Origin of the sequence: Apibacter sp. B2966 (assembly GCF_011082485.1) — a bacterium.
In the GTDB taxonomy this organism is placed as follows: Bacteria; Bacteroidota; Bacteroidia; order Flavobacteriales; family Weeksellaceae; genus Apibacter.
In genome coordinates this window covers 677040-690067 of sequence record NZ_CP049714.1, presented here as the reverse complement: position 1 = coordinate 690067, position 13028 = coordinate 677040, and the positions used below count along the sequence as shown (strand labels likewise).

The 13028-nt window shown below is 30.1% G+C and carries 10 protein-coding genes; 7 read left to right on the top strand and 3 right to left on the bottom strand.

What is annotated here, in order from left to right:
- The first annotated feature begins 41 nt into the window (after positions 1-41).
- Positions 42-1031 carry a FecCD family ABC transporter permease gene (locus G8C43_RS02950; RefSeq protein WP_166004052.1) on the top strand — a complete coding sequence of 330 codons (990 nt, stop codon included), beginning with the start codon at positions 42-44 and terminating at the stop codon, positions 1029-1031.
- Positions 1032-1035: 4 nt separating this feature from the next.
- Positions 1036-2028 carry an ABC transporter ATP-binding protein gene (locus G8C43_RS02945; protein WP_166004050.1) on the top strand — a complete coding sequence of 331 codons (993 nt, stop codon included), beginning with the start codon at positions 1036-1038 and terminating at the stop codon, positions 2026-2028.
- Positions 2029-2037: 9 nt separating this feature from the next.
- Here G8C43_RS02945 and G8C43_RS02940 read toward each other — a convergent pair whose 3' ends face one another.
- Together G8C43_RS02940 and G8C43_RS02935 are read right to left on the bottom strand one after the other, a co-directional pair.
- Positions 2038-3573 (bottom strand): anaerobic C4-dicarboxylate transporter, encoded by a 1536-nt coding sequence (locus G8C43_RS02940; protein WP_166004047.1) that lies wholly within the window; start codon positions 3571-3573, stop codon positions 2038-2040.
- A 179-nt stretch (positions 3574-3752) separates the two neighbouring features.
- Positions 3753-4928 carry a MalY/PatB family protein gene (locus G8C43_RS02935; protein ID WP_166004045.1) on the bottom strand — a complete coding sequence of 392 codons (1176 nt, stop codon included), beginning with the start codon at positions 4926-4928 and terminating at the stop codon, positions 3753-3755.
- A gap of 154 nt (positions 4929-5082) precedes the next feature.
- Here G8C43_RS02935 and G8C43_RS02930 point away from each other — a divergent pair, with 154 nt between their 5' ends.
- Positions 5083-5505 carry a DUF4359 domain-containing protein gene (locus G8C43_RS02930; protein ID WP_166004043.1) on the top strand — a complete coding sequence of 141 codons (423 nt, stop codon included), beginning with the start codon at positions 5083-5085 and terminating at the stop codon, positions 5503-5505.
- A 166-nt stretch (positions 5506-5671) separates the two neighbouring features.
- Here the strand turns inward: G8C43_RS02930 and surE are convergent, their stop codons facing one another.
- Positions 5672-6448, bottom strand: a complete 777-nt coding sequence (gene surE / locus G8C43_RS02925; RefSeq protein ID WP_166004041.1) for a 5'/3'-nucleotidase SurE — start codon at positions 6446-6448, stop codon at positions 5672-5674.
- A 108-nt stretch (positions 6449-6556) separates the two neighbouring features.
- Between surE and G8C43_RS02920 the strand changes: the two genes are divergently transcribed.
- The 4 genes from G8C43_RS02920 to G8C43_RS02905 all read left to right on the top strand — a co-directional run bounded on the left by G8C43_RS02920 (position 6557) and on the right by G8C43_RS02905 (position 13027).
- Positions 6557-8701 carry a carboxy terminal-processing peptidase gene (locus G8C43_RS02920; protein WP_166004038.1) on the top strand — a complete coding sequence of 715 codons (2145 nt, stop codon included), beginning with the start codon at positions 6557-6559 and terminating at the stop codon, positions 8699-8701.
- A 105-nt stretch (positions 8702-8806) separates the two neighbouring features.
- On the top strand, positions 8807-10864 hold the full coding sequence (gene ppk1, locus G8C43_RS02915; RefSeq protein WP_166004035.1) for a polyphosphate kinase 1: 2058 nt from the start codon (positions 8807-8809) through the stop codon (positions 10862-10864).
- Positions 10861-11760, top strand: a complete 900-nt coding sequence (locus tag G8C43_RS02910; RefSeq protein ID WP_160543174.1) for an exopolyphosphatase — start codon at positions 10861-10863, stop codon at positions 11758-11760. The genes ppk1 and G8C43_RS02910 overlap by 4 nt, the downstream gene beginning before the upstream one ends.
- Positions 11761-12241: 481 nt before the next feature.
- A complete protein-coding gene (locus tag G8C43_RS02905) occupies positions 12242-13027 on the top strand; it encodes a polysaccharide biosynthesis/export family protein (RefSeq protein WP_160543173.1) in 786 nt (261 codons plus the stop codon).
- Position 13028 lies beyond the last annotated feature (1 nt).

The following is a 13028-nucleotide window of genomic DNA, read 5'->3' as shown; positions in this document are numbered from 1 at the left end:
TATTCACTACAAATGGTCGAGTAGTTTTTATATTTGTATTTATGTTTTCAAAAAGATTTATACTTCTTATAGTTTTACTTTTTTTAAGTTGTATATTCTTATTTCTTATTAATTTATTGACCGGATTTGAAAATATTTCTTTATACGATCTTTTTTTTACTCAAGAAGAAACTAAAAAGTTAATTATATCGTATCGATTTTACAGGACGGTAGCTGTAGTATTAGCAGGGATATCATTACCCGTTAGTGGATTTTTACTTCAAGAACTTTTTAAAAATCCTTTAGCAGAACCTTCTGTCTTAGGAATTACATCTGCTTCAGCTTTAGCCGTAGCATTGCTTATTTTTTTAGGTGGAGGACTTTTCTTTCTTCAATATCAATGGCTAGAAGGTTGGTTACTTATCATAAGTGCTTTTACAGGTGCCTTGCTTACTTCACTCCTGTTATTGTTTATATCTAAAGAAATTAAGAATATTTCCACATTTATTATTATTGGTTTCCTTTTATCCTCTTTTTGTGGTTCATTAATTAGTACTTTACAATTTTATTCACAATCTGAAACTCTGAAACAATACGTATATTGGTCTTTTGGTTCATTTGAAGGATTATCCGGAAATCAAATTTCAGTTTATACAATTTGCACGATCCTGGGACTACTTCCGGCTTTTATGTCAGTAAAAAAATTAATAGGTTATCTCATGGGAGAAGAGTATGCAAAGGTTTTAGGAGTGAATATGGCGAAGCTTAAAATTAATATTCTGATAGCCGTCTGCTTACTCACGGGAAGTACAACCGCTATGCTTGGGCCGATTGTATTTGTAGGTATTATTATTCCGCATTTTTGCAGACAAATTTGGAATCCTTCCGCACTTTGGGCTCAAATTAACTTAAATATTTTAATAGGCAGCGGATTTATGTTATTGGTAAGCCTTATTATGAGCTATACGCAATTACCTGTAAATATACTTTCCTCTTTAATTGGTGTACCAACAATATTATTTATAATTTTAAAAGACAGATTTAAAAATTAATCCTTTGGAAACAAACAGTAATTCTATACTTGAATTTCATAATCTATCCATAGGTTATCAATCGCCAGTTCTCTCGGGGATAAATGCTACCATGAAAAAAGGAGAAATTATACTTTTGACTGGAAAAAACGGAAGTGGAAAGACAACATTATTAAAATCCATTTATGGTGAACTTCCTCTGCTTGAGGGCTCAATAAAAATTGAGGGTAAAAATATTTCTGAAATCTCACTCCTAGAAACAGGAAAATATCTTGCGGTAGTTCTTTCTAAAATCGCTGTCAGCCCCTCTCTACGGGTTTTTGATTTAGTGGCTTTAGGTAGATATCCTTATAAAAAATGGTATCAAAGTCTTACAAAAAAAGAAATTGAAGCGATTGACGATATACTGCACCTGTTGAATCTTAGCCGATATAGAGAATATAATATAACTAAACTTTCGGATGGTAATCTTCAAAAGGTAATGATTGCCAGAGCTTTAGTTCAAAATTGTCCAATATTAATTTTAGATGAACCTACCTCACATTTAGATATAGCTAATAAATTAGAAATCATGAAAATAATTAAAATGTACGCCCACGATCAGGGTAAATCTATTTTATTTACTTCTCATGATTTATCCTTAGGCCTTGCTGTAGCAGACCGATTATGGTTTATAAAAGATGATTTGTTACATACAGGTTTTACAGAAGATATTGCTAACAGATATAACTTATATGATTATTTTGTAAACGATACGATACGTTTTGATTATCAAGCCAATGAATATAATTTTTTCAAATCTGATACTTCTAAAACGGTACGAGTAGATTCCAATTCACAATCTGCATACTGGTTAAAAAAAGCTTTGGTAAAAAATAATTTTGTTATTTCTGAGCAAGCATCCATCCAGATTTTAGAAAAAGATTCCGTATTTTATCTTCTTGATAAGAATCAAAATGAATATAGTTTTACATCCATAGAAAATCTTATCAATTTCCTGAAATTAAAAAAAAGTTAAGCAATTAATTTAATTAACCACATAATAGGATAAAAATAAAGCAATAGCTGTAGCTGAAATTACACCGATTAAACCCGGTATCATAAAACTATGGTTAAGAATATATTTTCCGATATGGGTTGTTCCTGTTCTATCAAAATTTATGGTCGCTAAATCTGATGGATAAAAAGCAAAAAAGAAGTAAGCATAAGATGCAGGAATACATCCGATTAAAATAGATACAGGTATATGTAGCATAAATCCAATGGGCATCATAACTAATATTGTGGCTGCTTGACTTTTTAAAAACATAGACACACAGAACATGGCTATGGCAAATGTCCAGGGACGTTCTTTCACCATATCACTTATTAAAGATAATAAATAAGATTCATTATTTTTTATTACGGTTTCACTCATCCAAGCTATACCAAAAATCATAATTACAGCAATCATTCCCGCATTAAAAACCTTAGTATCCGATATAGATTTAGCTTTAACTCCGGTTATTAAGACTATAATAGCACCAACTCCTAACATGATAAATTGCAATACGCTGGTCATTGGAATAGTTTTACCGTTATTTTTTGGTAAAATTGAATCCGGGAATAAAGCAATTAAGATGATAAATAGGATACCAATAAAGAATAAGCTTAATGATATTTTAGCATCTTTTGAAGGTTTAGTACTTTCAGATCTTTCTAAATCACCTACTATATAAGCTTTCATATCAGGATCTTCCATTTTCTTTAAAAATGCAGGATCTTTATCGAGATCTTTTCCTCTATTTAAACTCCAAGTTGCAGCTAACATCACACCTAAAAAACAAGAAGGAGCGGTAACTAATAAAATGTCAATTAAGTTTATGGTAACTCCGGCTTTATAGGCTACACCGATCATAGCTGCTGTTGCTGCTGCTATAGGACTGGCTGTAATTCCCATTTGACTGGCTATGGAAGCTACCGCCATAGGTCGTTCGGGTCTAATTTTTTGTTTAAAAGATACATCGTAAATAACCGGTAATAATGGATATACAGCATGACCGGTTCCTACAAGCATGGTTAAAAAGAAAGTGGATAATGGAGCTAAATAGACAATATATTTTGGATTTTTACGTAAAATTCTTTCCGCAAAACTCACCAACATACCGAGTGCACCGGTGGCCTCTAAGGTTGAAGAAGCAGTAACTACGGCAAGTATTATAAGCATTACATCAATGGGAGGTAATCCGGGAGAATCCCTGAATAATAAAACTAATATGGCCACTCCAAATCCCCCTAATAAACCTAAGGAAACTCCTCCTTTTTTTATACCAAAATAAATAACGATTAATAATAACCCTAATTGTGTAATAAATTTTAAAGGGGCGTTATTTTGATTCGTTGCATTCGAATTAGAAATGGTTTCTTTTTTAGTTTCCTCTGATTTTATTTCATTAGAATTTGCAGAGACTTTTTGATATACCTGAATTGTTGAGGCAGTTGCAAGTAAACTTACATTCTGAGATTTAATAAATATTGGCGTGAATAAGATGAAAGTTAACAATATAATATAAATGTTTTTCATATAACTCCTTTTTCAAGGATAAAACTAGATAATTTATCATTTTTTATTTATATGATTTTTGACATGTATATGTATAATAGGATCTAACATGCTGATAATGTGATCGAAAAGTAAAAAGTTAACTACTAATTTATTTTAATTATAAATAAGTTAATGTTTAGTTAAAATAATAAACCTAATTATAATTGACTTACAGCATCCGATAATTGTTTTAAAGCAACTTCAAGTACAGATCGAGAACATCCGACGTTCATCCTCATAAATCCAATACCTTCCTTACCAAACATGGCCCCATCATTTAATGCTAAACGAGCTTTGTCTATAAAAAACGAATTCAATTCTTTTTGAGATAATTTTAATTCTCTGCAATCCAGCCATATCAAAAAAGATGCTTCCGGTATGATTACTTTGATTTTTGAACAGTTTGATTTTAGGAATTGGTCAACATATTTAGTATTTTCTTCGATATACTTTTTTAATTGATTCATCCATTCTTCCCCTTTTTCATACGCAATTTGTATGGCCAGATAGGCAAATATACTTCCTTGATTCAATTCATTGCTAACCAAATATTTATGATAGCGCTCTCTTAAATTTTTGTTTTTAATAATGGAATAGGAGGTAACCAAACCGGCTATATTGAACGTTTTAGAAGGGGCACTAAGGGTAATACTGTTTAGTTCTGCTTCTTCTGAAACTGTTGCAAAAGGAACATGCTTATTTCCAAATAGAACCAAGTCAGAGTGTATTTCATCCGAGATAACCAAAACCTTATTTTTATAGCAAATTTCAGCAAGTTTTTTCAACTCATCTCGATTCCAAACTCTGCCTCCGGGATTGTGGGGATTTGAGAGTAATAAAATTTTACATTTGGTATTCATTAATTTTTCCAAACCCTCAAAATCCATTCTGTATTGATCTCCTTCTAAAAGTAAGGGGTTGGTAACCACTTCTCTGTCATGTAATTGGGTTATAATGCGAAAAGGATGATAAACGGGCGGTTGAATTATAATTTGGTCTCCTTTTTCTGAAAAGACATCTATAGCAAAAGCAATTCCTTTGACTACTCCGGGTAAATAACTAATCTCTTCTTTGTTTACTTTCCATTGATGTTGTTTCCATTGCCAATTACAGATTGATTGATAGTATTCATTGGAAACATAAGGATATCCAAAAATTCCGTTTTTTGACCTTTCAACCATAGCATCAACAAGTTCCTTTGGAGATTGAAAATCCATATCTGCAACCCAAAGAGGGATAAGATCATCTCTTCCAAATCTTTCTTTAAGTACTCCAAATTTAAGTGAATCTGTATTTTTTCTATCTATGATTTGATCAAAATTATAATTGCCCATTTCCGAATAATATTTACACAAAAATATGAGTTTTATTTAAATGAAGAAGTTGATTTTTTGTATAAAATTTTATATTACTTATTTGTTATTCAGAACAATAAAATAGTTTTATATAATTTTTAGCTTACCTTTACAATTGCTAATTTGAAGAATTATGAAATTAAGGTATTTATTTATTTTTGTTATTATACTACTGAATGGTAGTCTTTTTATTACTAATCCGGACAAAGAAATGCACCAAGCATTTATAAAAGATAAATTAACGTCCATTATGGATCAGAAAATGGAGGATGAACTAAATGAAAACAAAGATCCTCATCTTAAATTTTTAGCTGAATTTAGTAAGAATATTATTCCCGTCATCAGTGATAAGATCGTTACTTACATGATGGATACTCATATACGAAGAGAAAATTATTATCTGTTTTCTACCATTCAAATCTTATATCATGATCAATGGAAAACTATCGGATTAGGTATATTCGATAAAATATTCTTATTTCCTAAAGTAGAGGAAGAAATTCAAAAAGTTGATTTTAAGAAAGAATTTAATAAACTATTGCAAAATAATCCTTAATATCAATATGATTTTAAATTGTTTTGAAGAGAAAAGCTTAAATATTGAATTTATTTTTTATTATTCAATATAGCAAAAAGAATTATCCCCAAAATTGCAAAAATACATATACCAATAACAACCAACATTTGAAATATTTCTTATTTAAAGTTTATTTAAAATTATATTATTTTATTTCAAAATTCCATTGTTTAATTTTTTCCATAAAATGATAAGCAGTTAAATCAAATTGAACGGGAACTATACTTATAAAATTATTCTCTAACGCCCATTCGTCCGTGTCATCTCCCTTATCTGAGTTACACCAGTTACCCGTCATCCAATAATAAGTTTTGCCTTTAGGATCAATTCGACGGTCAAACTCTTCATCCCAATGAGCATTTGCCTGTCTGCAAATTTTAATTCCTTGAATATCTTTTTCTTCGGCTTTAGGAATATTTACGTTGAGAACAACCCCTTCCGGTAATCCATACTTTAAAATATTTTCACATATAGATTTTATATGTTTTCTGGCTGCTTTGAAATTTGCAGTATACGAAAAATCGCAAAGAGAAAAACCAACGGAAGGAATTCCTTCAATACCTCCTTCAATGGCAGCAGACATCGTTCCGGAATAAATTACATTAATTGAGGAATTGGAACCGTGATTAATTCCTGAGACACAAATATCCGGTTTTCGGGGTAATAATTGATCAATGGCTAATTTCACACAATCCACAGGAGTACCGCTACAAGCCCATTCTCTGCGGGTATCATTTTCAATATACATTTTTTCTGCACGAATAGTGGAATGAATGGTTACTGCATGTCCCATTCCACTTTGAGGCTTATCCGGAGCAACAACATATACTTCACCGATTTCATTCATAATATCAATCAACTCACGTATTCCCGGAGCATTGATTCCGTCGTCATTGGTAACTAATATTAAAGGCTTTTCCATAGGATTTCAATGAAATTTAAAATTTATAACAAAACTAAGATTTTTCCTTGTAAAAATATAGTATCTTTGAATTTATTTTTTAAAATTACAAATAATATACGTAAACCAATGCTTAATTTAAAAAAGACCTGGATATTTTTATCGCTATGTTCCATGAGCCTGTTAGTGTTTTGTTTTAATGCTTCTTCTCATGCCGACAATGAAAGAGAGATAATTAAAAGAGTTAGAGAAACACTACTTTTTACAAGCTATGCGCCTAAAAATTTAGATGTGTCTTATTCAAGGGATGTTTTTAAAAAATATATGGAAGACTTAGATCCGTTTAAAAGATATTTCCTGGATTCCGATATGGATGAGTTTTCTGAATACAGAGATAAAATGAGTGATATGTTTATTAATAATGATGTTTCATTTTATCATTTAACTATCGATAGGTTGTATAAAAGAATTGATGAAACGGAACAATATGTTAATGATATTTTCAGTCAGCCGATTACCTTCTCTAATGATGATTATTTTTATTCTGATGATAAAAAAAGAAAATTCCCAAAAAATAAAGATCAGGCAAAACAGTATTGGAAATCTTACATTAAATATAGAATACTACAGGAAATATTTAATACTCAAAACGTAAAAGATAGCATAAATACTAGTGATTCCATAAAAACGGATTCGATCAGTAAAAAAGTTACTAAAAAAATTGAAAAGCCTAAAACAAAAGAAGAAATAGAAGCAGATGCCGTAAAAAAAGTTAAAGAAAACTTGTCAGAATACTTTAGACAAATAAAATTAAGAAAAAAATCTGATCTATTTTCCATATTTGTCAATGCATATACGGAAGTTTTTGACATTCACACTACCTACTTTTCACCTAAAGATAAAGAAAATTTTAACAGCTCTATAAGTGGTAAAATTATAGGAATTGGTGCAACATTACAAGATGTTAAAGGGTATCCTACGATCAGGGAACTAGTAATTGGTGGTCCGGCTTGGAAATCTAAAGAAATTGAGGCAGGAGATAAAATAATTAAAGTACAACAAGGTAAAAATGGTAATCCGGTAAGTGTAGTAGGAATGTTATTAGATGATGCCATCCGATTAATAAGAGGTGAAGAAAAAACTACGGTAGTATTAACTTTAGAGAAAAAGGACGGAAGTACTAAAACGGTAACTTTGGTAAGAGAAGAAATTGAAATTCAGGAAACCTTTGTTAGAAGTGCGATTATAACGGATGAAAAAGGTAATAAATTCGGTATATTGTATTTGCCAGAATTTTATGTGAATCTAGAGAGTAACAGTAAAGGCAGAGATTGTTCCGATGATATCAAAAGAGAAATTAATGAATTAAAAAAGCAAGGAATTACCGGTTTGATTATGGACGTAAGAAACAACGGGGGAGGATCATTGTCTGAAGTGGTTGATATAACCGGATTATTTGTAGGAAAGGGACCCGTAGTTCAAGTGAAAGATTCCAGCGGAAAAATAAAAGTATTAGACAGCAAAGAAAAAGATATTGTTTGGGATGGGCCTTTAATTCTTATGACCAATGAACTTTCAGCGTCTGCGTCAGAAATACTGGCCGGAGCTATGCAAGATTATCATAGGGCTGTGGTTGTCGGACCTTCTCAAACATATGGTAAAGGAACGGTACAAACCATCTTTCCTTTGGATCGATTTGGTATGAAAGACGATAAGTTCGGGGCCTTAAAGGTAACTATTCAAAAATTTTATAGGATAAACGGAAGTTCAACTCAGTTGAAAGGGGTAAATTCCGATATAGTTATTCCCGGTATTTTTTCCTATTCTGATATCTTTGAAAAGTCTCAAGAATATGCTTTACCGTGGGATCAGATATATCCAACAAATTATTCTACCTGGAATGGTACTCCTAAAATAGATTATGAATATCTTAAAGCAAGAAGTGCAGAAAGATTAAAAGGAAGTACCTATGTTTCGTCAATTGAGAAAGCAGGTAAATGGACACAAGAATTGGAAAAGATTACTAAAATTCCGCTAAAGTATGATAAGTTCATGCAGGAAATGAATAAAAGAAGGGATCAAAGTAAAGTATATGAAAAGGAAACTAATTTTGATGCAAAAATAAAAGTAGAGGCTCCGGCTTACGAGTTAGTCAAGTTTAAAGAAGATACTGTTCTTAAAGCAAAACGTGAAGATTGGTACAAAGGAATGAAAAAAGATTTTAACCTTAGAGAATCTGTCAATGTTTTAAATGATATTATTAATAAAAAATAATTGAACAATAGTAAAAACAATCCATAAATTTTATGGATTGTTTTTTTTTAACCCATTTGAAAATAGAATAAATTTTTTTAGATTTAATTATAATAAATTTTAGTCATGGATAGATCTAATTTTCGATATATCAATAGGGAAATAAGTTGGCTTAAATTCAACTCTCGAGTACTTCAAGAGGCAATGGATAAAAAAAATCCTTTATTGGAAAGACTTCGTTTTTTAGGAATATATTCTAACAATTTAGATGAATTTTATAAAGTAAGGTATGCTTATATAGCTCGAATGGTTCAATTCAACAGAAAATATAATAATATTGTTGAGAGTCAAGAAGATGTAAATTTATTGGAAGAGATTAATATGACGGTTGCTCATCAGCAAGAAAAATATGATAAATTGTATGAACAAATTATTAAGGAGCTGGCTAAAGAAAAAACCTTATTAGTTGATGATAAGACCTTACCCGAGAGCTTGAAACCTTTCGTTCAAGATTTTTTTGAAAATAAATTAAGTCATAATTTAACTATATTATATTGGAAAGAGGGAGATAAAACAATCAACCTTAGAGATAATGTTTTTTATTTAATAGTAACCATGACTAAAAAAAATGGAAATCAACAATATGCACTTATTGAAGTTCCTTCGGACAGATTTTCGCGTTTTTTAGTCTTACCTGATATTAATGATAAACATTATGTAATATTTCTTGAAGATATTATTAGATATCATTTAAAAGATATCTTTCAATTTTTTAAATTCGAGACCATCGAGGGTAAATCCATAAAATTAACGAAAGATGCGGATCTGTCCATTGATAACGATGTGCAAGTCAGTTATGTAGATAGCATAGCCGTTGCCTTAAAAGAAAGATTAAAAGGATTACCGGTCCGCTTAGTATACGATAAAACTATTGATCCTAAAACGCTCAGGTTCTTAAAGAAAATGTTTGATCTTGATGAATACGATAGTTTAGCGCCCGGAGGAAAATATCATAATAAAAAAGATTTTATGAAATTTCCTACCTTAGGACGGCAAGATCTGGAATATAAAAAAATAGAACCGGTTATTCCTAAAATTTTAAAAGGAGAAAAAAACTATTTTAAGGCTTTTGCCAAAGAAGACACTTTACTTTATGCCCCGTATTATGATTATTCTGTTTTTTTGAAATTTTTAAGAGGAGCGGCCATCGATCCAAAAGTAAAAAAAATAAAAATAACCATATACAGGGTTGCCAGTGACTCCCAAGTTCTAAGTGCCATACTCAATGCTGCAAGGAATGGAAAAGAAGTAACGGCAGTTTTAGAATTAAGGGCAAGATTTGATGAAGCTCATAATATTAAATGGTCTAAACAATTACAAGATGAAGGAGTCAAGGTAATTTTTGGAGTTCCCGGATTAAAAGTCCATTCAAAAATTGGTATTGTCGAAAGAGAACCACAACGAGGTGCAGCTACTAAATATGCATTTATTTCAACAGGAAATTTTCATGAAGGTACCGCACGATTGTACACGGATTTTACTCTTTTTACAGCTAATGAAGCTATAGTAAAACAAGTGGACCAAGTTTTTGATTTTTTTAATGCCAATTATTTAGTTAAACATTATAAAGATATAGCAGTAAGCCCTTGGGGAATACGTCGAAAAATTATACAAGGTATTGAACGGGAAATAAACAATAAAAAAAACGGATTACCCGCGCAAATTAATATTAAAGTTAATAGTATATGTGATAAAGAAATCATTGATTATTTATATGAAGCCAGTAAAATTGGAGTGGAAGTTCGAATGGTCGTACGGGGCATTTGTTCTATAATCCCTCAAGTTCCCGGTTTAAGTGATCATATTAAAATAATTAGTGTTGTAGATAAATTTTTAGAGCATCCGCGAGTGTATTGGTTTAAAAATGGAGGTGATGACCTCATTTATATTTCATCGGCGGATATTATGGCAAGAAATCTTGATCATAGAGTAGAAGTAGCATGTCCTATTATCAGCGCAAAAAATAAACAGGAGATTATGAAAATTTTCGAACTAGGTTTTAACGATAATGTCAAAGGACGTTTGATACAAGAAGGATTTGAGGAACCCTACCAGAAAAACAGAAAAAAGAAAAACCGTTCTCAAGAAACTATATACCAATATATTAAAGAGTTAAATAAATGATGAATATATTAACCTATGCTGCTATAGATATTGGTTCTAATGCAGTACGACTACTAATAAATACCATTTATGAAACTAAAGAAACTGTAACATTTAATAAGACCAGCTTAGTTCGTGTACCTATAAGATTGGGACAAGATGTTTTTACAGATAAGAAAATATCTAAAAAAACTATGGTGCGGTTAAATGATGCAATGACAGCTTATAGCTTATTGATGAAAGTTTATAATGTGGATGAGTATAGAGCATTTGCAACCTCTGCTATGCGAGAAGCTTCAAATTCCAAAGATGTTATCAATTATATAAAAGACAAAAGCGGAATTAAAATAGATATTATCTCCGGAGAAGAAGAAGCAAAGATCATTTTTAGTTCAGAACTTAAAAATTTTTTGTATTCCGATAATTATTATTTATTCGTAGATGTTGGAGGGGGCAGTACGGAAATATCCCTTTTAAATAAAGGTAAAGTTCATCATAGTCAATCTTTTCCTATAGGAACCGTTAGATTATTAGATAAAAAGGTAGATGAAAATTATCTAACAAATGTCATTAAACCCTGGGTGACTAAAATAACAAAAGGTAAATCCGTGGATTTAATAGGATCAGGAGGAAATATAAATTTTGTATTTAAAAATTCAGGAAAAAAAGAAGGTAAATTTCTTTCGGCTTCTTATATACATCATCAGTACGAACTATATAAAGGCATTTCTTATGAGGAAAGAATTGAAAAATTTAATATGAAACCGGATAGGGCAGATGTAATTGTTCCGGCATTATTAATATATAATTCGGTCATGAAATTTGCACATTCCACACGAATTCATGTTCCAAAAATTGGTGCTGCTGATGGCATGATTAATTTAATGTATAAGAAAATAAATAATAAATTAAGGTAGATTAATAGTTGTTCTTATTTTTATTGATATAAATTATTTATTAATTATATTTATAATTATAAATTTTACCATTAAAAAGTATATAATTTTTGGATAATTTATTATATAAACATTTTACAATCTGTTTTTTTGTTAATTAATGATAAAATTTAGCTCTTAAATATTAACAATTCCTCAAAGTTATTTATTGATTAATTATATAGTTTTTAGCTAATTTAAAGATAAAAGTAAACCTAAATTTTAAATTAAATTTATATTTTGAAATTAAAAATAAAATAGTTTATTTTTGTGAATTAAAATAAAAATTAAGAGAAAAATTTTATACAACCTAAAAGACGATCTTTTTATATTTCTAAATTAGGATTTATTATTAATATATAAAGGTTGTTTTTAGTTAAATTATAAGATTATATAGTATAGTATTATTATAATTTAAAAGATTTTAAATAAATTTTTAAGTATAAAACTAATGAATAAACTAATGAAAAAAACTAGTTCTTATATTGTTTCAATAATAGTAGTATTATTCCTTATTTGCCTTTCATCTTGCGCTTCAAAAAAAAAACTATATTATTTTCAAGGTAATGAAACTATATTAAAAGAAGTGTATAAATATGTGCCAACACTAAAACCGGATGATTTATTAATTATAACTATTTCTGCTTTAGATTTGGAATCAACACTTCCATTTAATCAACAGAGTCCTTATAATGCTAATGCAGCAGGCTCTGAAAGCATCACGTCTACCAACCCAAGATTGAAAACCTATTTGATAGATGAAAATGGAGAAATAGATTTTCCTGTTTTAGGGAAATTAAAATTAGGTGGATTAACTCGATCTCAGGCGATGGATTTTATGAGAGAAAAACTTAGAGTTTATATCAAAGACCCTTCTGTCAATATTCATATATCTAATTTTAGAATTACAGTATTAGGAGAAGTATCTAAACCGGGAACTTATACACTATCCAATGAAAAAATTACGATTTTAGAAGCCTTAGGTTTAGCAGGTGATTTAACAATTTATGGAAAAAGGAAAGATATAATAGTGATTCGTGATAAGGATGGAAATAAAACTTTTACACATGTTGATTTAACATCAAATGAAATTTTTAGATCACCGGTATATTATTTATCTCAAAATGATGTGATTTATGTTCATCCGAATGGAGCAAAAACCAACTCATCGGCCTATAGTGCTACAAATTCTGTCTTTATATCTTTGGCAGGTATTATATTATCTGTGATTTCAATTATTACCCGTTAAA

Bases quoted from the DNA above. Each gene is read 5' to 3' on its own strand.
- G8C43_RS02935 (WP_166004045.1), bottom strand. From the start codon at position 4,928: ATGGGCAATTATAATTTTGATCAAATCATAGATAGAAAAAATACAGAT.
- G8C43_RS02940 (WP_166004047.1), bottom strand. From the start codon at position 3,573: ATGAAAAACATTTATATTATATTGTTAACTTTCATCTTATTCACGCCA.
- ppk1 (WP_166004035.1), top strand. From the start codon at position 8,807: ATGGATAGATCTAATTTTCGATATATCAATAGGGAAATAAGTTGGCTT.
- G8C43_RS02910 (WP_160543174.1), top strand. From the start codon at position 10,861: ATGATGAATATATTAACCTATGCTGCTATAGATATTGGTTCTAATGCA.
- G8C43_RS02905 (WP_160543173.1), top strand. From the start codon at position 12,242: ATGAAAAAAACTAGTTCTTATATTGTTTCAATAATAGTAGTATTATTC.
- G8C43_RS02920 (WP_166004038.1), top strand. From the start codon at position 6,557: ATGCTTAATTTAAAAAAGACCTGGATATTTTTATCGCTATGTTCCATG.
- surE (WP_166004041.1), bottom strand. From the start codon at position 6,448: ATGGAAAAGCCTTTAATATTAGTTACCAATGACGACGGAATCAATGCT.
- G8C43_RS02950 (WP_166004052.1), top strand. From the start codon at position 42: ATGTTTTCAAAAAGATTTATACTTCTTATAGTTTTACTTTTTTTAAGT.
- G8C43_RS02930 (WP_166004043.1), top strand. From the start codon at position 5,083: ATGAAATTAAGGTATTTATTTATTTTTGTTATTATACTACTGAATGGT.